22 protein-coding genes are annotated in these 21294 nt (G+C 70.4%); 7 read left to right on the plus strand and 15 right to left on the minus strand.

The genetic code is table 11. The annotated features are described in order from the left end of the window. The first annotated feature begins 80 nt into the window (after window positions 1-80). On the plus strand, window positions 81-2642 hold the full coding sequence (locus BLW09_RS11905; protein WP_089912821.1) for a DUF4062 domain-containing protein: 2562 nt from the start codon (window positions 81-83) through the stop codon (window positions 2640-2642). Window positions 2643-2750: 108 nt separating this feature from the next. On the opposite strand, the gene BLW09_RS11910 is transcribed toward BLW09_RS11905, so the two are convergent. Beyond that, entirely contained in the window at window positions 2751-3008 is a 258-nt protein-coding gene (locus BLW09_RS11910) for a hypothetical protein (protein ID WP_089912823.1), read from the minus strand. Between the two features lie 138 nt (window positions 3009-3146). Further along, complete coding sequence (locus tag BLW09_RS11915; protein WP_089912826.1) at window positions 3147-3461, minus strand: DUF7882 family protein; 315 nt, start codon at window positions 3459-3461, stop codon at window positions 3147-3149. A gap of 125 nt (window positions 3462-3586) precedes the next feature. Between BLW09_RS11915 and BLW09_RS11920 the strand changes: the two genes are divergently transcribed. Further along, a complete protein-coding gene (locus BLW09_RS11920; RefSeq protein WP_018190251.1) occupies window positions 3587-3844 on the plus strand; it encodes a hypothetical protein in 258 nt (85 codons plus the stop codon). 59 nt (window positions 3845-3903) lie between these two features. Here BLW09_RS11920 and BLW09_RS11925 read toward each other — a convergent pair whose 3' ends face one another. The 4 genes from BLW09_RS11925 to BLW09_RS11940 all read right to left on the minus strand — a co-directional run bounded on the left by BLW09_RS11925 (window position 3904) and on the right by BLW09_RS11940 (window position 7366). Beyond that, a complete protein-coding gene (locus tag BLW09_RS11925; RefSeq protein ID WP_231946824.1) occupies window positions 3904-4665 on the minus strand; it encodes an EAL domain-containing protein in 762 nt (253 codons plus the stop codon). An 83-nt stretch (window positions 4666-4748) separates the two neighbouring features. Then, window positions 4749-4952 carry a hypothetical protein gene (locus BLW09_RS11930; RefSeq protein WP_089912832.1) on the minus strand — a complete coding sequence of 68 codons (204 nt, stop codon included), beginning with the start codon at window positions 4950-4952 and terminating at the stop codon, window positions 4749-4751. 88 nt (window positions 4953-5040) lie between these two features. Further along, window positions 5041-6384: an MFS transporter gene (locus BLW09_RS11935; protein WP_089912834.1), complete on the minus strand. Its 1344-nt coding sequence runs from the start codon at window positions 6382-6384 to the stop codon at window positions 5041-5043. Between the two features lie 121 nt (window positions 6385-6505). Beyond that, window positions 6506-7366 carry an SDR family NAD(P)-dependent oxidoreductase gene (locus BLW09_RS11940; protein WP_089912837.1) on the minus strand — a complete coding sequence of 287 codons (861 nt, stop codon included), beginning with the start codon at window positions 7364-7366 and terminating at the stop codon, window positions 6506-6508. Between the two features lie 59 nt (window positions 7367-7425). Between BLW09_RS11940 and BLW09_RS11945 the strand changes: the two genes are divergently transcribed. After that, window positions 7426-8091 (plus strand): TetR/AcrR family transcriptional regulator, encoded by a 666-nt coding sequence (locus BLW09_RS11945; protein ID WP_089912840.1) that lies wholly within the window; start codon window positions 7426-7428, stop codon window positions 8089-8091. Between the two features lie 40 nt (window positions 8092-8131). Here the strand turns inward: BLW09_RS11945 and BLW09_RS11950 are convergent, their stop codons facing one another. The 3 genes from BLW09_RS11950 to nhaA form a co-directional block, all read right to left on the minus strand. Further along, a complete protein-coding gene (locus BLW09_RS11950; protein WP_089912843.1) occupies window positions 8132-9175 on the minus strand; it encodes a cupin domain-containing protein in 1044 nt (347 codons plus the stop codon). 118 nt (window positions 9176-9293) lie between these two features. Beyond that, on the minus strand, window positions 9294-9890 hold the full coding sequence (locus tag BLW09_RS11955; protein WP_089912846.1) for a YdeI/OmpD-associated family protein: 597 nt from the start codon (window positions 9888-9890) through the stop codon (window positions 9294-9296). A gap of 102 nt (window positions 9891-9992) precedes the next feature. After that, window positions 9993-11885: a Na+/H+ antiporter NhaA gene (gene nhaA, locus BLW09_RS11960; RefSeq protein ID WP_089912848.1), complete on the minus strand. Its 1893-nt coding sequence runs from the start codon at window positions 11883-11885 to the stop codon at window positions 9993-9995. Window positions 11886-11990: 105 nt separating this feature from the next. Between nhaA and treS the strand changes: the two genes are divergently transcribed. Then, a complete protein-coding gene (treS, locus tag BLW09_RS11965; RefSeq protein WP_089912851.1) occupies window positions 11991-14273 on the plus strand; it encodes a maltose alpha-D-glucosyltransferase in 2283 nt (760 codons plus the stop codon). Between the two features lie 112 nt (window positions 14274-14385). Here treS and BLW09_RS11970 read toward each other — a convergent pair whose 3' ends face one another. From BLW09_RS11970 to BLW09_RS11985, 4 genes are all read right to left on the minus strand, one after another. Then, on the minus strand, window positions 14386-15045 hold the full coding sequence (locus BLW09_RS11970; protein ID WP_089912854.1) for a hypothetical protein: 660 nt from the start codon (window positions 15043-15045) through the stop codon (window positions 14386-14388). 122 nt (window positions 15046-15167) lie between these two features. Beyond that, on the minus strand, window positions 15168-16226 hold the full coding sequence (locus tag BLW09_RS11975; RefSeq protein WP_089912857.1) for an LLM class flavin-dependent oxidoreductase: 1059 nt from the start codon (window positions 16224-16226) through the stop codon (window positions 15168-15170). 72 nt (window positions 16227-16298) lie between these two features. Beyond that, complete coding sequence (locus BLW09_RS11980; RefSeq protein WP_089912860.1) at window positions 16299-16985, minus strand: NADPH-dependent F420 reductase; 687 nt, start codon at window positions 16983-16985, stop codon at window positions 16299-16301. Then, the gene (locus BLW09_RS11985; RefSeq protein ID WP_089912862.1) at window positions 16982-17482 is read right to left on the minus strand and encodes a MarR family winged helix-turn-helix transcriptional regulator; all 501 of its coding nucleotides are present in this window, start codon (window positions 17480-17482) and stop codon (window positions 16982-16984) included. Before BLW09_RS11985 ends, BLW09_RS11980 begins: the two co-directional genes overlap by 4 nt. A gap of 105 nt (window positions 17483-17587) precedes the next feature. Here BLW09_RS11985 and BLW09_RS11990 point away from each other — a divergent pair, with 105 nt between their 5' ends. From BLW09_RS11990 to BLW09_RS12000, 3 genes are read left to right on the plus strand one after another with little or no spacing between them, the layout of a single operon-like run. Next, on the plus strand, window positions 17588-17881 hold the full coding sequence (locus BLW09_RS11990) for a hypothetical protein (RefSeq protein WP_089912865.1): 294 nt from the start codon (window positions 17588-17590) through the stop codon (window positions 17879-17881). A gap of 49 nt (window positions 17882-17930) precedes the next feature. Next, window positions 17931-18344: a hypothetical protein gene (locus BLW09_RS11995; protein ID WP_157696934.1), complete on the plus strand. Its 414-nt coding sequence runs from the start codon at window positions 17931-17933 to the stop codon at window positions 18342-18344. Next, entirely contained in the window at window positions 18341-18535 is a 195-nt protein-coding gene (locus BLW09_RS12000; protein ID WP_089912873.1) for a helix-turn-helix transcriptional regulator, read from the plus strand. Before BLW09_RS11995 ends, BLW09_RS12000 begins: the two co-directional genes overlap by 4 nt. 62 nt (window positions 18536-18597) lie before the next feature. Here BLW09_RS12000 and BLW09_RS12005 read toward each other — a convergent pair whose 3' ends face one another. Next, window positions 18598-19845, minus strand: a complete 1248-nt coding sequence (locus BLW09_RS12005; protein ID WP_089912876.1) for an alpha-hydroxy acid oxidase — start codon at window positions 19843-19845, stop codon at window positions 18598-18600. 8 nt (window positions 19846-19853) lie between these two features. Then, entirely contained in the window at window positions 19854-21290 is a 1437-nt protein-coding gene (locus BLW09_RS12010) for a rhamnulokinase (RefSeq protein ID WP_442911273.1), read from the minus strand. Window positions 21291-21294 lie beyond the last annotated feature (4 nt).

Here is a 21294-nt window from a genome sequence, read left to right on the forward strand (position 1 = left end):
GACCCGTCGAGGAGTGCTAGCGGGCGTCCCCCGGCACGCCCTCTGTACATTTGCACAGGAACGCAACACAATGACGTGACATGAGCCACCCTCATGTAATCCGCACGCCGGACCAGCGGCTGCGGATCTTCGTCTCCTCGACGCTGCAGGAGCTCGCCGCCGAGCGCCGCGCCGCGCGCACCGCCATCGAGCGGTTGCACCTCGCCCCCGTGATGTTCGAACTGGGCGCCCGTCCGCATCCACCCCGCGAGCTGTACCGCGCCTACCTGGAGCAGAGCGACGTGTTCCTCGGGCTGTACTGGGAGCGCTACGGCTGGGTCGCCCCGGAGGAGGATGTCTCGGGGCTCGAAGACGAGTACAACCTGTGCCCGCCCGAGCTGCCGCGCCTGCTCTACGTCAAGAGCCCCGCCGACAACCGCGAGCCGCGACTCGCCACGCTGCTCGCGCGCATCCGCGACGACGACCGCGCCGCGTACAAGTACTTCGAGACGCCCAAGGAGCTGGCGCAGCTGATCGAGAACGACCTCGCAACGCTTCTGGCCGAGCGGTTCGACCAGAGCCGGGCAGCGATCACCGCCGATGTGGCGAGCGACGCCGACCGGGTGGTCGAGCCGGTCCGTCTGCCGGTCCCGCTGACCGGGCTGGTCGGACGGGATGCGGACATCGCGTCCATCGGCGACCGGCTCGCGCACGGCACGCGCCTGGTGACACTGGTCGGTCCCGGCGGGATCGGCAAGAGCCGGCTCGCCATCGCGGCGGCGCGTGCCGCCGCCCAGCACTTCGAGGACGGCGCGGTCTTCGTCGATCTCTCGGCGGTCCACGATCCGCAACGGGTGCCCAACCGCATCGCACAAGCCCTGGGTGTGCGCGACACAGGAGACGCGCCCATCCTCGACAATCTGGCCACCGCGTTGCGCGACCGCAGCATCCTGCTGGTGCTCGACAACTTCGAGCAGGTGCTGGATGCGGCTCCGCTCCTGACCGGGCTGCTCGCGGCCGCACCCGGGGTGTCGCTGCTGGTGACGAGCCGGACGCTGCTGCGCGTGAGCGCCGAGCAGAGCTACGACGTCGGGCCCCTCGCCGAGGACTCCTCCGTCAACCTCTTCGTCGAGCGGGCGCACGCCGTGAAGCCCGACTTCGAGATCACCGCGGAGAACGCCGACGCCGTCGCCCGGGTCTGCACGGCCCTCGACGGCGTCCCGCTCGCGATCGAGCTCGCGGCCGCGCGCATCCGCGTGCTCTCCCCCGCCGAGCTGCTGGACCGCCTCGACCGCCGGCTGTCGGTGCTCGTCGGCGGTTCGCGCGACCTCCCGGAGCGCCAGCAGACGATCCGCCGCACCATCGAGTGGAGCACGCAGCTGCTGGCGCCGGAACAGCGCCGCCTTCTCGCCAGGCTCGGCGTCTTCGAGGGCGGCTTCACCCTGGAGGCGGCCGAGTTCGTCGGCGCGGACGGCGACGACGCCGCCGACGTGCTGTCGGACCTCGCCGTGCTGGTCGACTCGAGCCTCGTCGCGCAGCACGACAGCGACGACCGGCCGCGCTTCACCATGCAGGCGATCGTCCGCGAATACGCCAGGGAGCAGCTGCAGGGCGACGGCGAGATCGAGCGCGCGCGCGACGCCCACGCCCGGTACTTCATCGACCTCGGGGCTCGGGCGCGCCTTCCGCTGAAGGGCGGAGGGCAGCGCGAGTGGATGCAGCGCCTCGGCGACGAGCGCGACAACCTCCGTGCCGCCGAGCGCTACCTCCTGGACGCCCGCGACTGGGATCGCGCCGCCGAGCTCGCCTTCAACCTCTTCCTCTACTTCTGGGTGATCGGCCTGCTCGGCGAGGTGCGCACCTGGATGGACGAGCCGCTCGAATCCGGCGAGGCGCTCCACGACCGCACGCGGGCCGTCGCGCTGTACTTCACGCGGACCATCCGGTTCTGGAAGGACCCGGACGGACGCGTCGCCGCCGACCTCGCGGAGAGCGCCGACCTCTTCCGCCGCTGCGCCGACCGCTCCGGAGAGGCGATGGCGCAGATCTCCCTCGCACTGGCCCTCCTCGCCGGTGAGAGACCGGACACAGCGCGGGCCACCGACGTGATGGAGCGGAGCCTGCGGCTGTTCCGGGAGACCGGCGATGTGTGGGGCGAAGCGATGGCGCTCGTCCTGCTCGGCCGGGTGGCGCTGCTGGAGCAGAAGCTGCACGCCGCGTTCGAGCGGTTCGACGAGTCCCTCGCGCTCACCCGACGGGCCGGGGACGCCGTGGGGGGCCGCATCGCCGCCTACCACCTGGGCTGGGCGCACCTCCTGCTCGGGTCGCCGGAGGACGCCAGGAAGGACTTCGCGCTCAGCGTGACGCTCTCCACCTCACTCGGCCACATCGAGGGGATCGCGTACGGACTGGAGGGCCTGGCCGCGGTGGCGGCCCTCGCCGGGGATGTCGAGCGAGCCGGGCGCCTCGCCGGTGCCGCGCACGCCCTGCGGGAGCGGTCGGGCACGCACAACGGCCCCACGTTCACCTTCCACCAGCGGTACCTGGACCGTCTCGCCGCCGTCGCGCCGGCGGGCCGGCTGGCTGCGGCCGTCGCGGAGGGCCGCGAGCTCAGCGTCGAGCAGGCGGTCGCCGAGGCGCTCTCGGAGCCGAGCCTGAACTGAGCGGACGGGTCCCGAAACGATGGGAACCCCGGCACCGGGAAAGGTGCCGGGGTTCCGTCGAATCCCGGGTGGCGCACCCGAAACGCCGGCCGGGATGGTCTGGCGAGGTCAGGCGATGAGCGCCTGCTCCTCGGCGGTGGCCGGTGCGACCCAGGCTCCGTACACGGCGACGCGTGCGGACTCCAGCGTCCCGTACACGCCCAGCTCACGGCCGGTGCAGTCGGTGGCCACGAAACCGTCGTGGTTGCGGTCGACCATGCCCACGTACGCGGTCGGCGTCGACGCGACCCACAGCGCGGCCGCGGGCGAGTGCCACGAGACGTACTCGGTGGGCAGGTCGATGATGTCTGCGAGTGACTCGGCCATGGCTTCTTCCTTACTTCCTCATCCGTCGGGGGCGATTCGAAGATCTAGTTAGATGATCGAACTACCCGCTCGGTGAAGCAAGAAATCCGGGGGGCCTTGTTTTCGCGAAACGCTTCCGCTATAAGCGCTGGGCCACGCTCAACGCCCGGGGTTCGGGCGGATCTCGGACTCCTCCATCACGATCATCCCGGAGGCCCGGCTGGCGGTCTGGATCATGGCCTCGATCCAGTCCTTGTTGAGCGTCGGGACCTTGGAGCCGGAGAAGAAGATGTGCAGGGGGACGCCGTTGTCGACCCAGACGGTGTGACGCCCGCTGCCGAGCTCGGCCGGCACCGGCCAGGTGAGGAAGAAGTTCTCCCCGCGGCGGAGCTTGGTGCTGATCGCGATCTGCATGTGGAACAGGAGGCGGTCGTCGAGCTCGTAGCTTTCGCCGTCGTAGCGGAGTGTGCCCACGGATGCCTTTCGTGTGGTCGTTCGTGTCGCCGTCAGAGGCTGCTGCGAGCATACTCGTCCGGAATACGGGTGTATCGTGACGCCGCGATAGTGTTCTACATCATCCCCTCGGAAAGGATCGCCGCATGATCGTTCACCGCCTCACGGTCGACGGAAAGGACTACTTCCTCCCCGATCCGGTGGACGACCTGCGCGGGAAGATCCTGGAGGCCGTGCGCGCCGGCGGCGGTTACGTCACGATCCCGCCGCTCCGGGGCGGGCCCGGCGTCGATGTGCTGTTCTCCCCGGGCATGCCCGTGACCTGGGCGCAGATCGAGGTCGATCCGCCCGCTCCCCGTCAGGAGGAGTCGCGCGTCGACATCGACTCGTTCGACGCCCTCTGATCCGCTGATCGGACATCCCGCACGCGCTCGGCCTCATCGCAGGCCGGGCGCGTTCTGCGTCAGGACTCGCGCGTGCGCATCCGGTACCACGACAGCAGCGCCGGAGCGGGCTGCGGCCGGGCGATCAAGTAGCCCTGGGCGCGATCGCAGCCGGCGGACGCCAGCCGATCCAGCTGCGCACGGCTCTCGACGCCCTCGCCGACCACGCGGATGCCCCGGCGGTGCGCCTCGGTGATGATCTCGGCGACTTCGCGCACACGGTCGTCCGCCTGCACCAGGCTCTTGTCGAGCTTCAGCTCGCTGGCGTGCAGGGACTCGACCCGCGCGAACGACGAATGCCCGGTGCCGAAGTCGTCCACCGAGATCGTGACTCCCGCCGCGGCGAGCGCCTCCAGCGGCGCGGCGACCCGTTCCGGGTGCGCGATGCTGTAGCTCTCCGTCACCTCGACGGTGAGCGTCTCCGGGTCGCAGCGGCCGGTCGCGAACGCGCCCTCGAACATGTCGTAGAGGGACGGATCCTCCAGCTGGGTCGCCGAGACGTTGACGGCGACATCGATGGTGCATCCCGGAATGTACTGGGAGGTGACATCGGAGATGATCCTCGCCGTCAGCAGCGGGAGCAGACCCGTCTTCTGCGCGATGTCGACGAAGACGTCGGGCGCCACTTCACCGTGCTCCGGATGGGTCCAGCGCGCGAGCGCCTCGACGCCGACGACAGCGCCGTCCGCCACGTCGATCTGCGGCTGGTAGGCGGCCGTGACCTGGCGCTGCGCCAGCGCGATCTCGAAATCGCGGGCGAAGTCCTCGAGGGTCCCGTCCACCAACGTCACCTTCGTGATGATTCCCACCGGAGGAGAGGTTGTCAACTTTTGAGGGCCCCCTTGCGGAAAACGGGGGTGTGGCGCTAGCGCGCCCGCCGTCGGCGGTGCCGCTGGCCTCCCGCGATGCTCAAGAACGTCGCAGCAGCCGCCCCCGCGACCCCGGCGACCACCAGATCCACCGCCTGGACCGCCGGCGTCACCACCTCGCCGATGGGCGCGAGCAGCAACACGATCGCTGCGACAGCGACCGCCGCGGCGAATGCTCCCGCCGATGACAGACCGTACATGGCCTTTCCCCCTCCGAATGGCCTTCCCCCGAACGATCCGAAGCATAGCCAGTGCACAGCTTACGGGGCAGACCCCCATTCGGCCTGTTCACCGAGCCGTCACCACCGTGTCGTTCGCGCTGCCCTGGTACTCGGCCGACAGCCGTCGGTAGGAGCGGGTGAGGAAGGCGCCGAGCGAGAGCCCCACCATGACGAGCCCCGAGACGACGAACACCAACGCGATCCCCCGCGCGCTTCCGTCGCCCAGGAGCCATCCCCAGGTGGCTGCGCCCGCGTCCGACGCCAGGTACGGGATGATCAGGAACTGCGTCACCGGGGCGATCAAGAACGCCGTGATCGGGGCGGCGGCCGACTCCAGCGCCTGTGCGAACCCGAAGACGCGGCCCTGCCGTGCGAACGGCACGATCTTCTGGATCACCGTCTGCTCGGAGGCCTCGACGGCGGGCACGAGCGCCATGTACGCCCAGATGCCTGCGGCATACAGCGGCCACCACTCCCGGAGGGTGAAGGTCGCGCCGAGCAGCCCCATGACGGCGACCAGGATCAGCATCGTCCGGATGGGGTTCGCGCCCAGTCCGAACCTCGCGACCACCAGGCCTCCGATGATGAAGCCGGTGGAGGCGACGCCGAGCACGATGCCCCACATCTCCACCTCGAAGAGCTCCAGTCCGTACGGGTCCATCAGGGCAAGGTAGACCCCGCCGATGAGGTTGTTGAAGGTCGAGAAGACGATGAGGGCGAACAGTCCGGGCGCCTGGCGGATCGCCGCGATGCTCCCCCGCAGATCGACGGCCGAGGCCGACGCGTCGCGCTCCGGGAGCTCCTCGGGGATGCGCAGCATGAGCAGGTGGAAAGCGGCCAGCCCGGTCAGCACGATCGCGATGACCAGTGTCCATCCCATCCCGAGCAGGCCGATGGACAGTCCGCTGAAGACGCTGGTGACGATGAACGCGAGCCCCTGGACGGTGCCGACGAGGCCGTTGGCATTGGCGTGCCGCTCGACCGGTACGAGCAGAGTGACCGTGGTCGACAGCGCGATGTTGCGGAGGTTCTCGACCACCGCACCGAAGAGGATGATGCCGGCGAAGATCCAGAACATCGGACCGCCCAGATCGAGCAGCGCCTCCTCCGGGAAGACGAGGTAGAGCACGCCGGCGATCGAGAAGGCGGCCAGCGTCAGCAGGGAGGCGAGCAGCATCACGTGCTGCTTGCGATGGCGGTCGACGACCGTGCCGAACAGGATCGAGAACACGGCGACGAGGAGCATGTACGCTCCTCCGACGATCCCGGTGGCCAGCACCGACCGGGTCTCGAGGTAGACCCAGAAGGTGAGGGCGAACCAGAGGTAGCTGGTCGTGACGTTGGCGACGGCCGTGTTGACGAGCACCTGCGCGAACGTGCGCATCCCCTGCTCGTTCGACCCCGTCGTCATACGCGAACCCTACCGGCCCCTCCCCCCACCGTCGAGTACGCACGAATTGCACGCGACACGCCGTGCGCGCGTGCAAAGATCGCGGACTCGACGGTGGGGAGGGGCGGGAGCGGCGCAGGGGTCAGGCGGACGGGAAGGGGGCGGGGTAGGGCTCGGCGGCGTCGGCCGAGCGGGAGACAGGCGCCCAGGCGAGGTCGGAGGCCAGGAGGCGGCGATCCTGCGCGACGCTCATCTCGGTCGCATTCACCCCCAGCGGGAGGTTCTGCGGGATGTCGTCGGTCTGCGCGAGGCGCACCAGGATCTCGGCCGCGCGGTCCGGGTCGCCGGCCGGGCCGTCGCCGGACTGCCGCACCCGGCGATTCATCGCGCCGACGGTGCTCTCGTACCCGTCGGGGATCGCGCGCACCTCCATCGACGAACCGGCCCAGTCGGTGCGGAAGCCGCTCGGCTCGACGACGAGGACCTTCACCCCGAACGGAGCCGTCTCGGCCCGCAGGACCCGGCTGAAGCCGTCGATCGCGAACTTCGCCGCCTGGTACGACGCGATGCCGGGAGAGCCTCCGACCCGCCCGCCGACGGAGGAGAACTGGATGACGAGCCCTCCGCCCTGTCGGCGCAGCAGCGGGATGGCCGCCTTGCTGATGGTGTAAACGCCCCAGAAGTTCGTCTCGAACTGGGTGCGGAAGTCGTCGTCGTCCGTCGTCTCGATCGGCGAGACGTTGGCGTAGCCGGCGTTGTTCACGATCACGTCGAGCCGGCCGAAGCGCTCGTACGCCTCGCGCAGCGCTTCGGCGGCGCGGGCGGCGTCGGTGACGTCGAGTCGAAGGGGCAGGATGCGGTCGCCGTACTCGGCGACGAGGTCGTCGAGCTGGTCGGGGCGGCGCGCGGTGGCGGCGACGCGATGACCCGCCCGGAGCGCGGCGACGACGAGGGAGCGGCCGAAGCCGCGGGAGGAGCCTGTGATGAACCATGTCTGTTCCATGGCGTTAATGAAACACCGTTTCTTTAACTAATGCAACTCCGTTGCGCTAAGCTGGACACATGACCCAGCAGGAGACGTCGGTGAGCGGTCCCCGCCGAGCCCGCTCCCCCGAAGCCAAGGCGGCGCGCGAGCACGCCATCCTCGACGCCGCCCGCGCGCTCGGCCGGGAGCGCGGCATCCGCACGGTCACCCTGACCGACATCGCCGACGCGGTCGGGATGCACAAGTCGGCCATGCTGCGCTACTTCGAGACCCGCGAGGAGATCTTCCTCCGCCTCACCGCCGAGGCCTGGAGGGAGTGGACGCCCGTGCTGTGCGAGCGCGTCCGCCACGCATCCACCGCCGACGGGGTCGCCGCCGCGTTCGCCTCCACGCTCGCCGCGCGCGGGGCGTTCTGCGACCTGCTCGCGCAGGCCCCGCTCAACCTCGAGCGCAACGTCTCCATCGAGGCGGTGCGCAGCTACAAGCTGACGAGCGGCGAGAGCCTCGCCGAGATCGCCGACGCCGTCCGGGAGGCGCTGCCCGGCCTCTCGGATCCGGCGGCACGCGATCTGGTCGCCGCCGCGACCTCCCTGGCCGGCACCTTCTGGCAGATCTCCACCCCGCCCCCGGAGATCGCGGAACTGTACCGTTCCGATCCGCGGCTCGGCCACGCGCTGATCGACCTGGAGCCGCGGCTCCGCCGCATCCTGCGCACGTATCTGACGGGCGCGCTCGCGGCCTGACCCCGGCTGTACGGTGTCGACGTGGCCGAAGCCGTCGGGCCTACTCCACCGGATCCACCGGATTCGTCCGCCCGACGATCAGCGGGTCGATCGGCGTGAACGGGAACTGCGGGAGCTGCGCCTCGGGAACGCCGAACGCCGACGACAGCACCTCGCGCGAGAAGGCGGACGCGGTGGCGCGGTAGCCGATGTCGCCGGGCGTCGGCTGGTCGAAGAAGATCAGGAAGTGGATGCCCTCGTCGCCCAGCGCCTCGATGTGGTGCGGGTAGGCGCGCGGGATGAAGTAGGCGTTCCCCGGCTCCAGCTCGTACGTGTCGAGGGAGCCGTCCGGGTCGAGCACCGTCATCCGCGCGTGCCCGCTCTGCACGTAGCCGAGCTCGGCCGTCACCGGGTGCCAGTGCGGTTCGCGCATCCCGGTGCGGCCGATCTCGAGCGAGTACATCGAGAGGTCGTCGAGGGCGGCCCAGAACTGCTTGCGGCCCAGCCGCGCGCTGCCGTAGTCGTACGACAGCGGCGGGTTCTGCCCGGCGATGTCGAAGAGGTGCGCGTTGGGAAGGCCTGCGGTGTCCGGGATGCGCGCGGGGCCCTCGCGGCGGACGATCTGCTGTGCGTCGTGCCGGTCGAACGCGGCGAACGCGGACGACGGGAGGTCGTAGGTGTTGCCGAGCACGGCGTCCGTCATCGCGTTGAAGCTGTTCTGCAGCGAGAAGTGCGCGGGCCGCGCGGTGCGGAGGGACGCGATGATCTCCGCCGTCTCCTCGCCGACGTTCTCGATGTGGTAGATCGCGCCGGAGGCGACGTGGTACATCTGACCCGGCTGCACGACGAAGGACGCGAACTCGTCCGCGTTGGCCAGCATCGACACCAGCACGGTCCCGCGGACCACGTAGGCGATCTGGTTCGCGTTCACGTTCCACTGCGGCTCGCGGATACCGCCCGGCTCGAGGACGATGCGCTTCAGCGACATCCGCTTCAGGATGGGGAAGTCGGCGGCGGTGAGCTGCGAGATGCGGCCGAAGTCGTTCTCGTAGGTGTCCGCGGCATCGGTGAGCGAGGCGACATGGGGCGAGGGGCTGGACGGCATGCGGGTCCTTTCGTCGGGGCGTCACCCCCAACCTATGGGGCCGCGGAGCCGCCGATCAACGCTTGTTCCGGCTGGGCCGGTCCGAGAGGATGGTGGGATCGAGGATGGTGGGATCGGGTCACTGCGGATACGGCGTCTCGCCGCGCTCCAGCATCCCCACCAGCTTGGCCAGCCGGTTCGCTCGACTCGTCTCGCTGGGCGCCGTGATGATGCGGTGCAGGACGGAGTAGCGGTTCTGCCCGTTCAGTCCGGCGAACGTGTCGGCAGCCGTCGGTGAGGCCGCGAGGGCGGTCGCCAGGTCGTCCGGCACCTGGATCGATGCGGGCCCCGCGTATGCGCGCTCCCAGCGGCCGTCGGCCTTCGCCCGCTCGATCTCCGCATGGCCGGCCGCTCGCATCCTGCCCTCGGCGATGAGGCCCTCGACGAGCCGGATGTTGCGCTCCGACCACAGCGACGTCCTGCGCCGCGGGGTGTAGCGCTGCACGAAGGTCGTCGCATCGCGGGACCGGCGCTGCCCGTCGATCCAGCCGCTGCAGAGCGACTCGATCAGGGCCTCCTGGTAGGTGAGGCACGTCGGGTCGGTGACGCCCTTCTTGGCGAGCACCAGCCAGACGCCGTCGGAGCTCCGCTCGTTCTCGTCCAGCCAGGCGCGCCACGCGGCCTGGTCGGCGACCACGAGGAGGTCGGGCGCGGGTCGCTGGGGGTCGTCGGCCATGACCCGATCGTAGGGCCGGCCACCGACGTCGTTCGGCGGCGTGGCCGTTAGTCGGCTGCCGGCCGGCGGTCGGCCGCAGGACGACCGCCGAGCGCGAGCGCGCTACGGTTGCGCGGTCGCGGCGGTGTCCGTCCCCTCGGACGCCTGCATCGCGCGGATCAGCGACTGGGCGTCGTACGGGCCGACGTGGCGGCGGCCGTTGATGAAGAACGTCGGTACGGCCGCGATGTCCATCGCCTCCGCATCCAGCATGTCGTCGCGGACACGGGCGGCCACCTCTGGGGAGCTGAGGTCGGCCTCGAAGCGCTCGAGGTCGAGGTCGAGCTCCTCCGCACGGCGCAGGATGTCCGACGGGAGCTGGTGCTCCTGGTCGGCGAACAAAGCGCGCTCGAACTCGAAGAATTTGCCCTGACGCGCCGCGGCCTCCGACGCCTCCGCCGCCGCGAGCGCGTTGGGGTGGTACCGCGTGAGGGGTGCGTGCCGCCAGACGTACCGGAGGCGGTCGCCCAGCTCGCGCTGCACCTCGAACACCGACCCGGTCGCCTTGAGGCAGAAGCCGCACTGGAAGTCGCCGTACTCGACGATCTCGTACGGCGCATCCAGCGACCCGAAGATGTGGTCGCGCGCCGGGTCGACCGGACGGACCAGGGTCAGGCCGGCCTCGTCCTTCGGACGGCGGGCGTCCGAGATGCGGAACACGATGGTCGCGACGACGAAGGCCACGATCGTCGCCGCGAGCACGCCGACGCGGGCGGCGTTCTGCGCCGCCTCGTCACGCACTCCCAGGTCGACGATGAACAGCGAGATGGTGAAGCCGATCCCGCACAGCGCCGCTCCGCCGGCCAGGCGGTCGAGGGTGAGGCCCGGCCCGAAGTCGCCGATCTTGAGCAGGCGCAGCACGGCGGTGGAACCGAACACGCCGACGAATTTACCGACGACGAGACCGGCGAGCACACCCCAGGCGATCGGCGAGACGAGCGCGCCGGCGAGGATGTCGCCGTCCAGCCGAACGCCCGCGTTGGCGAGGGCGAACAGCGGCAGCACGACGTACGCCACATACGGGCCCCACGCCGACTGCAGGCGTTCGTTGATCGAGATGGACTCGCGCAGGCTGTTCGCCGCGGCTCGTGCGTACTCCGTGTTCGGCGACTGCCGGAAGGTGCGGGCGAGATCGAGGGCGTGCTCCACATCCCGCCGGTTGGGCCGGTACACCGGCACGAGCAGGGCGATCGCCACGCCGGCCAGCGTGGGGTGCACGCCCGACGCGAGGAACGCGAGCCACACGATGATCGCGAGCGTCGCGTACACCGGCCCCCGGCCTCCGCGCAGATAGCGCGTGAAGTAGACGCCGACCAGTCCGACCGCGGCGATGATCAGCGGATACGGGTTGAAGTTCTCGGTGTAGACCAGGGCGATGATGCTCAGGGCGCCGATGTCGTCCACCACGGCGAGCGCCAGGAGGAACACCCGGAGGCGCCCGGTCGCGTGCGGGCCGACGAGGGCGAGCGCGCCGACGAGGAACGCCGTGTCGGTGGAGATCACGACACCCCAGGCGTGCTCCATCCCCGTCCCCAGGGTGAACAGCACGAAGATGAGCGCGGGAACCGCCAGCCCGAAGACCGCGGCGACGACCGGGACGACGGCGCGCGACCAGCTGGTGAGCTCGCCGATCGCGAACTCGCGCCGCACCTCCAGTCCGACGGTGAAGAAGAAGATCGCCATGAGGGCGTCGTTGACGAGTGCGTGGAGGGTGAAGTCGAGGTGCAGATCGCCGACCCCCACGATCAGGTGGGTGTCCCAGAACTGCTCGTAGCCCGTGAACGAGATGTTGGCCCACACGATCGCGATGAGCGTCGCCGCGACGAGCAGGAGCGCGCCGATGCGGCTGCGGCCCATCGAGCGGAAGCGCTCGGCGATGCTCGGCCGGCGGTCGCGCGACTGCCCGACCGACTCGGGATCGGGCGAACGTTGGATGAGCGTGAGCGGAGTGGTCACGGGAAAAACTCTAGCGAGTCGCGCGCCTCCCGGGGCGTGGCGAACGATCGTCGGAACACGCCGGCCGTTTCGGGGGTTACGTTGGCAGTCACGGAAGGAGACCACGTGGACGACGAGGCACTCGAGGCGACGGAGCAGGACACGGCGACGGCACCCGGCGAGACCCCTGCGGAGGAGCAGGCGGCGCCGGAGGAGATCACCTACGACGAACAGCTCTACCCCGCGAGACCGCGCCGGCTGCGCCCGCGTGCGAACCTCCGCGGAGGCAGCATCCGCCGCACGTTCTCCGACCCCCGGGCGGCCAACGGTCAGAACCCCGCGTACGTCGAATGGCTGGTGCGGCAGTCCATGCTGAAGGATGCGGACGTGCTCAGCCGGCAGCTGTCCGGCTCGCCCAGCATGTGGCGCAACCCGTACGCCCGGCCGGACGCCCGCCGTGCGGTCTCCACGTCCGACGTGTGGTTCACCGCGTACCCGATCTCGCTGATCACGCGACCGGGCGAGTCGTTCCTCACGGCGCTCGCCGACCCGGAGCTGTGGCGCGCGTTCCAGCGGATCGGTATCAACGGCATCCACACCGGTCCGGTGAAACGGGCCGGCGGCATCCGCGGCTGGCAGGAGACCCCGAGCGTCGACGGCCACTTCGACCGCATCGGCACCCAGATCGATCCGGCGTTCGGCGACGAGGACACCTTCCGCCGGCTGACCGACGTCGCCGAGGAGCACGGCGGCAGCGTCATCGACGACATCGTGCCGGGTCACACCGGCAAGGGAGCCGACTTCCGGCTCGCCGAGATGGCGTACAAGGACTACCCCGGGATCTACCACATGGTCGAGATCCCGCCGGACGAGTGGCACCTGCTGCCCGAGGTGCCGGAAGGCCGCGACTCCGTCAACCTCGACCCGTCGACGGAGGCGGCGCTCGCCGAGCGCGGCTACATCATCGGCGAGCTGCAGCGCGTGATCTTCTACGCGCCCGGAGTCAAGGAGACGAACTGGAGCGCCACGGCTCCGGTGATCGGCGTCGACGGCGTCACCCGCCGCTGGGTCTACCTCCACTACTTCAAGGAGGGCCAGCCGTCGGTCAACTGGCTCGACCCGACGTTCTCGGGCATGCGCCTGGTGATCGGCGACGCCCTGCACTCGCTCGGCGACCTCGGCACGAGCGCGCTGCGGCTGGATGCGAACGGCTTCCTCGGCGTCGAGAAGAGCGCGGAGGGGATGCCGGCCTGGTCGGAGGGCCACCCGCTGTCGCACGCGGCGAACCACATCATCGCCGGCATGGTGCGCAAGGTCGGCGGCTTCACCTTCCAGGAGCTCAATCTGACCGTCGAGGACATCCGCGACACCGGGGCTGTCGGCGCCGACCTCTCGTACGACTTCATCAACCGTCCGGCATACCACCACGCCCTCGCCACCGGCGACACCGAGTTCCTGCGCCTCACCCTGCGCACCTCGCTGGAACTCGGGGTCGAGCCCGTGAGCCTGGTGCACGGGATGCAGAACCACGACGAGCTCACCTACGAGCTCGTGCACTGGGCCACGCTGCACCAGAACGACGTCTACACGTTCCGCGGGGAGGAGATCAGCGGAGGCGAGCTGGCCCAGCGCATCCGCGCCGACCTCGTCGAGGCGATCACCGAGCCGACGGCCGACTACAACCTCGTGTTCACGACGAACGGCATCGCCTGCACGTCGGCCTCCCTCATCGCTGCGACCCAGGGGCACGCGACGCTCGACTCGATCACCGAGGACGACATCCCGGCGATCCGCGACGCCCACCTGCTGCTCGCCGCGTTCAACGCCTGGCAGCCGGGCGTCTTCGCCCTGTCGGGATGGGACCTGCTCGGCGCCCTCACGGTTCCCCGCGCCGAGGTGGCCGACCTCATCGCGGAGGGCGACACCCGCTGGGTCGAGCGGGGAGCGCACGACCTGCTCGGATCCGCACCGGACGCGGACCGCTCCGCCTACGGGATGCCGCGGGCCCGCTCGCTGTACGGGCCGCTCCCCGAGCAGCTGCGGAAGCGCGACTCGTTCGCGAACCGCCTGCGGGAGCTCCTCCGCATCCGCGACCGCTGGGGCATCGCGAGCGCCCGCCAGGTCGACGTCCCGGACGTCGCGCACCCGGGCATGCTCGTCCTGGTGCACGAGCTGGAGACGCTGGACGAGCAGGAGCTGCCCGTGGTGCAGCTGACGGTGCTGAACATGACCGACACCGCCGTCGACGGCACCGTGCGCTCGGAGGCGCTCCCCCACCGCGCGACGGTGACGGATGCCGCCGACGGCAGCGAGGTCGGGACCGTGGACGACCTGGCCAGCTTCCCGGTCAGCGTCCCCGCCTACGGAGCCCGCTTCCTCATCCTGAAGCGCGCCCCCCTCGAGCAGTAGCCCCCTCCCCCCACCGTCGAGTCCGCAAACTTTGCACGCTCTGACGGCGCGTCTCGTGCAAAGTTTGCGGACTCGACGGTGGGAGTGTGAGGCGGGAGGGCGCGAGCGGCGGCTAGAGGCGGACGGCGGCCTGCGCGGCGGACTCGATGTCGGCGTCGGTCGCCGCACTGAGGTCGAGCTCGGTGAGCGCGGTCACGCGCGCAGCGACGTCCGCGTGCGCGGCGCGCAGGCGCTCGACGAACTCGGCGGCGACACCCGCCTTGCCGGACCCGTGCCCGATCACGACGAACGAGCGGTCGGGAGCGGTCGACCGCAGCGCCTCGGCGACGGCGTCGAAGAAGTGGTCCAGGTCGCGCTCGTCGTCATGGCCGGTGTGCCGCTCGACCGTGCGGAGGTGGTGGGCGCGGCGGTCCTCGTCGGTCACCGTGCGCTCCGTGTCGCTGACTGTGCGCGCATCCAGATCGAAGTCGAAGATGCGGGCGTGCTCGGCGTCGATCGCGACGGCGAGCAGCACGCCGTGGCCCTTCGGCTCCGGAGTCGCCGCCAGCAGGTGGCGGGCCCGCTCGATGTCCTCGATCGAGACGCGGCCGTCGTGCTGGCGGCGGAAGACCTCGCGGTGTCCGTTCAGCTTCACCGCGAGGCGATCGCCGGTCTCCTGCTCCACCTGGTCGGCGCGGTCCTGCCAGAAGCTGATGAACTCGGTCCACTCCAGGTCGCGCGGAGCCGGGGAGCCGGTGATGCGGGCGTAGGTCTTGTCGGCGTGCGTCGTCATGCGTCCTCCTGAGGTCGGTGCGTCGGTTGGGTGCACGCTACCAGCCGTCGAGTCCGCGAACTTTGCACGCGACGCGCCGTCGCAGTGTGCAAAAAGTGCGGACTCGACGGTGGGCGGATACGTCAGGGAGGCGGCCAGGCGAGGAGTTCGCGGACGCGGGGGACGACCTCCTCGCCGTACAGGCGGATGGCGGTGAGGAGGGACTCGTCCGTCATCCCGGGGATGCCGTACTTGAGGTCGAACCGGTTGGCGCCGACCACCCGCAGGTTGGCGGCGATCTTCGCGGCGACGGTCTCCGGCGACCCGACGTAGAGGCTGCCGTCCGGTCCGAGCTCTCGCCGGAACGACGCCTCCGTCGGGATGGCGAACCCGCGCGTCGCGCTGACCTTGGTGATCATGTCGCGGTAGTGCGGCCAGAACTCCTCCCGCGCCTGCTCGTCGGTTGCGGCGACGTGCCCGGGCGAGTGCAGGCCGATCTGCTGGCGTTCCCGGCCGAACTGCTCGAGCGCCTTGTGGAACAGCTCGCTGTACGGGGCGAACCGCGATGCCGGTCCGCCGATCACGGCGAGCATGAGCGAGAAGCCGTAGTGGGCCGTGCGGATGACGGACTCGGGACTGCCGCCGACGCCGATCCAGGTGGGCAGCGGCGATTCGAGATGCGGCACCACATCCTGGTCGCGGAGCCCGCTGCGGGTGCTCCCCTCCCAGGTGACCGGCCCGCCCTCGCGGAGGTGGGCGAACAGGTTGGTCTTCTCCTCGAACAGCTGCTCGTAGTCGGAGAGGTCGAAGCCGAAGAGCGGGAACGAGTCGATGCTCGAACCGCGGCCGAGGATGATCTCGGCGCGGCCGTCCGAGACGGCGTTGAGGGTGGAGTAGCGCTGGAAGACGCGGACGGGGTCGTCCGAGCTCAGCACAGTGACGGCCGACCCGACGTGGATGCGCTCGGTGCGTGCGGCGATCGCGCTCAGCACGATGTCGGCGGCGGAGAGCGGCATGTCGTCGACGTGGTGCTCTCCAATGCCGAAGAAGTCGAGACCGGCCTGCTCGGCGGCGATACCGTGGCCGACCAGGTCGCGGATGGTCTGGGCGTGCGAGATGGGCCGGCCGTCGGCGTCGCTCGTGACGTCGCCGAAGGTGTTCAGCCCGAAGGTCAGCGGGAAGCTCTGGGGTGCGGTGCTCATGGGTGTGCTTTCGGTGCGAGAGTGCTGGTGGGGTGGGGTGGGGTGGGGGTGTGGGATGCGGGTCGCTGCCGGTCAGGCGGCGACCTCGGCGGAGGCGAGCACCGTCTCGACGGACTCGCCAGAGACGGCGGCGCGGAAGTCGGCCGCGCCGAGGCGCGCACCGAAGACGGGTCCGCCCGGCTCGAACGCGACACCGTCGCGCAGGCTCTCCACGAGGACGGTGTCGTAGCCGACGTCCTCGATGAGCGAGGCGACGAGCGCGGCGGCCTCGGGCTCGTCGGAGGCGACACCGAGTGCGCGGCGGTCCGGGTCGCCGGGAAGGCGGCGGTCCTCCTCCATCTCGTGGTAGCCGATGTGGTTGAACGTCTTGACCACGGTGGAGAGCGGGAGTTCGCGCTGGACGATCTCGCTGCTGGTCAGGGCGGTGTCCTCGAACAGCGGCTGGACGCCGTCCGTGGGCGCCCAGTAGTTCATCGAGTCGATGACGAGCTTGCCGTCGAGCATCCCGCGGTCGAGTCCGGCGAACCGGTGCAGCGGGATGGCGAGGATGACGACATCCGCGGCGGCGACGGCCTCCGCCGCCCACACGGGGCGGGCGCCGGGCATGACGACCGAGGCGATGAGCTGGATGCGCTGCGGGTCGCCGGAGGCCGCGACATCCACCTCGTAGCCGGCGTCGAGCAGGATGCGCGCGAGCGCCGAGCCGACGTGCCCGACGCCGAGGATCGCGACGCGGGGTCGCGCGGTGGCGGTGCTCATGGGCGGTGTCCTTCCGTCGAGTCGGGGTCGGCCGCTGTGCGGTCGAGATGGTTCTGGATGCTCTCGAGCGCCCCGGCGAGGGCGTCGAGCTGGTCGGGGCGGAGCGCGTCGGCGAACAGTCGCTTCACGGCCCGCAGGTGCGGTCCGGAGGCCCGCCGGATCGCCTCGTAGCCGTCCTCGGTCAGGACGACCAGCGCGCCACGGTTGTCGCCGGGACATTCGGTGCGGCGGATGAGGCCGCGCTTCTCCATGCGCCCGAGGTGGTGCGAGACCCGGCTGCGCTCCCAGTCGATCGCGTCGGCCAGCTCGGACGAACGCAGTGTGCGGTCGGGCGCCTCGGTGAGGGCCAGCAGGACGGCGTAGTCGCCGGTCGAGAGCTCCACCCGGTTCAGCTCGGAGGACAGCAGCCGGCGCAGCTCGCCGGTGGTGTCGAGCAGCGACCGCCACACCGCGAGTTCACGGTCGGTGAGTCGCTCCGGGGTCTGTGTGGGGCTCATGCGGTCCTCGTTCTCGATCGCGCCAGCCGGATAGCTGACATGTCAATCAACCGCACCCCGGGCGGATTTGTTCCCGACCTCGCGCGCGCCTTGTACCGTTGCACCATGAGCGAGCTGCCCGACGCCCTCCCCCACGACTACGACCCCGCACACGTCTTCCGTGTGGTCGCGACGCCGGTCGCGCAGGGCTGGGGCGTGTGGCTGCGCGCGGCGGACGACAGCATCATCCACAGCTTCGGCCTCGGTTTCCCGGCCGGCACCCCGTTCCAGCCGGACGTGCTCGACGTGCTCGGCCCGCTCCTCAACCTGCAGTACCGATTGGCGTTCCACGGACCCGAGTCGTGGGACGAGCTCGGCGACCACTGGTCCGCCGTCGTGTACGAGTACACCCCGCGCTGACTGTAAAGCACACTTGACAGCCGGGGCGGCCGTCGGGCAGGCTGTGGGTATGACAAGTGAACTTGACACCCGGACCGGCCCGAGCGAACGACGGCGGACGCAGCGTTTCGCCGTGCAGTTCGGCGCCGGCATGCTCGCGTACGTTCTCGTCCTCTGCGCCTCCCTGCTCTGGGGCGGCCTCGACGGCGACGACCCGATCCGGTTCGCCTGGGCGCTGGCGCCCGTTGTTCCGGTGGTCCTGGTGGCCGGGGTGCTCATCCGCTACGTCGTGCGCTCCGACGAGTACGAGACGGTGCAGACGCTCAAGGGACTCGCTGTCGGCTTCGTCGTGACGATGCTGCTGGCGGTGGTCGCCGGGTTCCTCGACATCGCCGGGCTGAGCATCCCCGGAGCCGGATGGTGGCTCTACGGCGCAGGGATGCTGACCTGGCTGATCGCGACCATCGTCCTCAAGCTGCGATGAAGAACACCCTGCGCAGCCTGCGCGAGGAGCACGCCCTCTCGCAGGGCGCGCTCGCGGAGAGGCTCGGCGTCTCGCGCCAGACGGTGAACGCCCTCGAAACTGGGAGGTACGACCCGTCCCTCCCCCTCGCCTTCCGCATCGCTCGCCTCTTCGACCGCCCGATCGAGGCGATCTTCACCCCGGACGACTGAGCCGTCCCGGCCCAAGCGAGATTTGGCGCAAATCTCACGCGGGGTGGTGGCGTGCGGGGTGGTCAGGCGTCGGTGTCGGTGTGGGTGGGGTGGAGGCGGGTGAGTTGGGTGACGTGGTGGGGGCCGAGTTCGGCGAGGGAGCGGACTTGGAGGAGTTTCATGGTGCGGATGAGCTGGTCGGTGAGGATGTGGATGGTGCGGTCGACCCCGGCCCGTCCGCCGGCCATGAGCCCGTACAGGTACGCGCGTCCGATCAACGTGAACTTGGCCCCCAATGCGTAGGCGGCGATGATGTCGGCGCCGTTCATGATGCCGGTGTCGATGCCGATCTCGGTGTGGTGGCCGACCTCGCGCGCGACGGACGGGAGCAGGTGGAAGGGGATGGGGGCGCGGTCCAGTTGCCGGCCGCCGTGGTTGGAGAGCACGATCCCATCCACCCCATGATCGACAAGAGTGCGAGCATCCTCCAGGGTCTGCACGCCTTTGATGACGAGTTTCCCCGGCCACATCGAGCGGATGATGGCCAGGTCCTCGTAGTTGATCGAGGGGTCCATGGCCGCGTTCAGCAGGTCTCCGACCGTGCCGCCGGTGGTGGACAGGGACGCGAACTCCAGCTTCGGGGTGGTCAGGAAGTCATACCACCACCACGGCCGCGGGATCGCGTTCAGGATCGTGCCCAGGGTCAGCTGCGGCGGGATGGAGAACCCGTTCCGCTTATCCCGCAACCGCGCCCCCGCAATCGGCGTGTCCACGGTGAAGAACAGGGTGTCGAACCCGGCCGCGGCGGCCCGTTCCACCAGCCCGTAGCTGATCTCGCGTTGCCGCATCACATATAACTGGAACCAGTTCCGCCCACCCGGGTTCGCCGCCTGCACATCCTCGATCGAGGTGGTGCCCAGGGTGGAGAGGGTGAACGGGATCCCCGCCGCCCCCGCCGCCGACGCCCCGGCACTCTCCCCCTCGGTCTGCATCAGGCGGGTGAACCCGGTCGGTGCGATCCCGAACGGCAGAGCCGACGACCCACCCCAGATCTGACACGACGTGTCCACACTGGACACATCCCGCAGGATCGCGGGATGGAACTCCACATCCTGGAACGCCTGCCGCGCCCTGGCCAACGACAACTCGCCCTCCGCCGCGCCCTCCGTGTAATCGAACGCCGCACGAGGCGTGCGCCGGCGCGCGATCCGCGCCAGATCCTCGATCGTCAACGCCGACTCCAACCGGCGCTTCCTCAGATCCAACTCCGGCTTCTTGAACCGCATCAACTCCAGCAACTCGGCCGGACGAGGGAACTGACGGGAAACCATATGACTGCCTATCTGGGGTCGTAACGAACGAGGGGGGAGGTCCGGGCGACGAGAGCACGCAACGTCTCCAGGTCGCCGCCCAGGAACCCGGCGGCCCGGGCCTGCACGAGGACGTTGCCGATGGCGGTGGCCTCGACCGGCCCGGCGAGCACGGGCAGCCCGCTGCGGTCGGCGGTGGCCTGGCAGAGCAGGGCGTTGCGGGCTCCGCCTCCGACGAGGTGGATGGTCTCGACGCCGACGCCGGTGAGCGAGACGACGCGGCGGACGGAGTCGGCGAACGCGGCGGCGAGGCTCTCCACGATGACGCGGACCATCCCGGCCGGCGACGCCGGCGCGGTCAGCCCGCGCTCGGCGAACCAGCCCGCGATCCGAGAGGGGAGGTCGCCCGGCGCGAGGAAGCGCGGGTCGTCGGGGTCGAAGAGGTCCGACGGGCGGGGCAGCTCGGCGGCCTCCGCGAGCAGCGACTCCAGCGTCACCCTCAGCCCACGGCGCTGCCACTCGCGCACCGACTCGCTGAGCAGCCAGAGCCCCATGACGTTGTGGAGATACCGGACCCGGCCGTCCACACCGCCCTCGTTCGTGAAGTTGGCGGATCGTCCCTCCTCCGAGACCACGCGCTGCTCCAGCTCGACGCCGACCAGGCCCCAGGTTCCGCACGAGATGTACGCAGCGCGGGATGCGTCCATCGGCACCGCGACGACCGCCGACGCGGTGTCGTGCGAGCCGACCGCGGTGACGACCGGGCCCCTCCCCGCGAACGGCAGGTCGGCGGCCAGGGGCGGCAGGAGGCGCCCGACCGCAGTCCCGGCGTCCACCAGCGGAGGGAACACCGACCGCGGGAGACCGAGCCGCCCGATGAACGCGTCGTTCCAGACGCCGTCGGCGGTGAGCAACCCGGTGGTCGACGCGTTGGTCCGTTCCGCCTGCGCGATACCGGTGAGCCAGAACGCGAGCAGATCGGGGACGAGCAGGAACCGGTCCGCGTCGCCCAGGGAGCCGTCGGCCGCATCCACCGCCAGCTGGTACAGCGAGTTGAACGGGAGGAACTGCAGGCCGCCCGCGCGGTACAGCTCGGCCGGCTCGACGACGGCGTGCACGGCCGAGACGCCCGCCGCGGTCCGCTCGTCGCGATAGTGGTACGGCTCCCCCAGCAGCCGGCCGTCGCGCAGCAGACCGTAGTCGACCGCCCACGCGTCGACGCCGATGCTCGCCAGCGCCGGGTCGGTCCGCGCCACCGAGCCGAGCCCGTCGAGCACGTTCGCGTAGAGGCCGGTGAGGTTCCAGTGCAGTGCCGCGCGGTCGCCCTCCCACACCCGGACGGGCGTGTTCGGGAACCGGGCGGCCTCGGTCAGCTCGAGCGTGTTCGCACCCACCCGGGCGTGCATGACCCGCCCGCTCGTGGCACCGAGGTCGACGGCGGCGACCGTGCCGAACCCCGCGCTCATCGCA

The organism is Leifsonia sp. 21MFCrub1.1, from assembly GCF_900107895.1.
Classification (GTDB): domain Bacteria; phylum Actinomycetota; class Actinomycetes; order Actinomycetales; family Microbacteriaceae; genus Leifsonia; species Leifsonia soli.

Excerpts from the sequence above, each read along its gene's own strand:
- BLW09_RS11980 (WP_089912860.1), bottom strand. The coding sequence starts at position 16,985 with ATGAGCACCGCCACCGCGCGACCCCGCGTCGCGATCCTCGGCGTCGGG.
- BLW09_RS11945 (WP_089912840.1), top strand. The coding sequence starts at position 7,426 with ATGACCCAGCAGGAGACGTCGGTGAGCGGTCCCCGCCGAGCCCGCTCC.
- BLW09_RS11985 (WP_089912862.1), bottom strand. The coding sequence starts at position 17,482 with ATGAGCCCCACACAGACCCCGGAGCGACTCACCGACCGTGAACTCGCG.
- BLW09_RS11920 (WP_018190251.1), top strand. The coding sequence starts at position 3,587 with ATGATCGTTCACCGCCTCACGGTCGACGGAAAGGACTACTTCCTCCCC.
- BLW09_RS11975 (WP_089912857.1), bottom strand. The coding sequence starts at position 16,226 with ATGAGCACCGCACCCCAGAGCTTCCCGCTGACCTTCGGGCTGAACACC.
- BLW09_RS12000 (WP_089912873.1), top strand. The coding sequence starts at position 18,341 with ATGAAGAACACCCTGCGCAGCCTGCGCGAGGAGCACGCCCTCTCGCAG.
- BLW09_RS11940 (WP_089912837.1), bottom strand. The coding sequence starts at position 7,366 with ATGGAACAGACATGGTTCATCACAGGCTCCTCCCGCGGCTTCGGCCGC.
- BLW09_RS11930 (WP_089912832.1), bottom strand. The coding sequence starts at position 4,952 with ATGTACGGTCTGTCATCGGCGGGAGCATTCGCCGCGGCGGTCGCTGTC.
- BLW09_RS11995 (WP_157696934.1), top strand. The coding sequence starts at position 17,931 with ATGACAAGTGAACTTGACACCCGGACCGGCCCGAGCGAACGACGGCGG.
- BLW09_RS11990 (WP_089912865.1), top strand. The coding sequence starts at position 17,588 with ATGAGCGAGCTGCCCGACGCCCTCCCCCACGACTACGACCCCGCACAC.
- BLW09_RS12010 (WP_442911273.1), bottom strand. The coding sequence starts at position 21,290 with ATGAGCGCGGGGTTCGGCACGGTCGCCGCCGTCGACCTCGGTGCCACG.
- BLW09_RS11970 (WP_089912854.1), bottom strand. The coding sequence starts at position 15,045 with ATGACGACGCACGCCGACAAGACCTACGCCCGCATCACCGGCTCCCCG.
- BLW09_RS11955 (WP_089912846.1), bottom strand. The coding sequence starts at position 9,890 with ATGGCCGACGACCCCCAGCGACCCGCGCCCGACCTCCTCGTGGTCGCC.
- BLW09_RS11950 (WP_089912843.1), bottom strand. The coding sequence starts at position 9,175 with ATGCCGTCCAGCCCCTCGCCCCATGTCGCCTCGCTCACCGATGCCGCG.
- BLW09_RS11935 (WP_089912834.1), bottom strand. The coding sequence starts at position 6,384 with ATGACGACGGGGTCGAACGAGCAGGGGATGCGCACGTTCGCGCAGGTG.
- BLW09_RS12005 (WP_089912876.1), bottom strand. The coding sequence starts at position 19,845 with ATGGTTTCCCGTCAGTTCCCTCGTCCGGCCGAGTTGCTGGAGTTGATG.
- BLW09_RS11905 (WP_089912821.1), top strand. The coding sequence starts at position 81 with ATGAGCCACCCTCATGTAATCCGCACGCCGGACCAGCGGCTGCGGATC.
- BLW09_RS11910 (WP_089912823.1), bottom strand. The coding sequence starts at position 3,008 with ATGGCCGAGTCACTCGCAGACATCATCGACCTGCCCACCGAGTACGTC.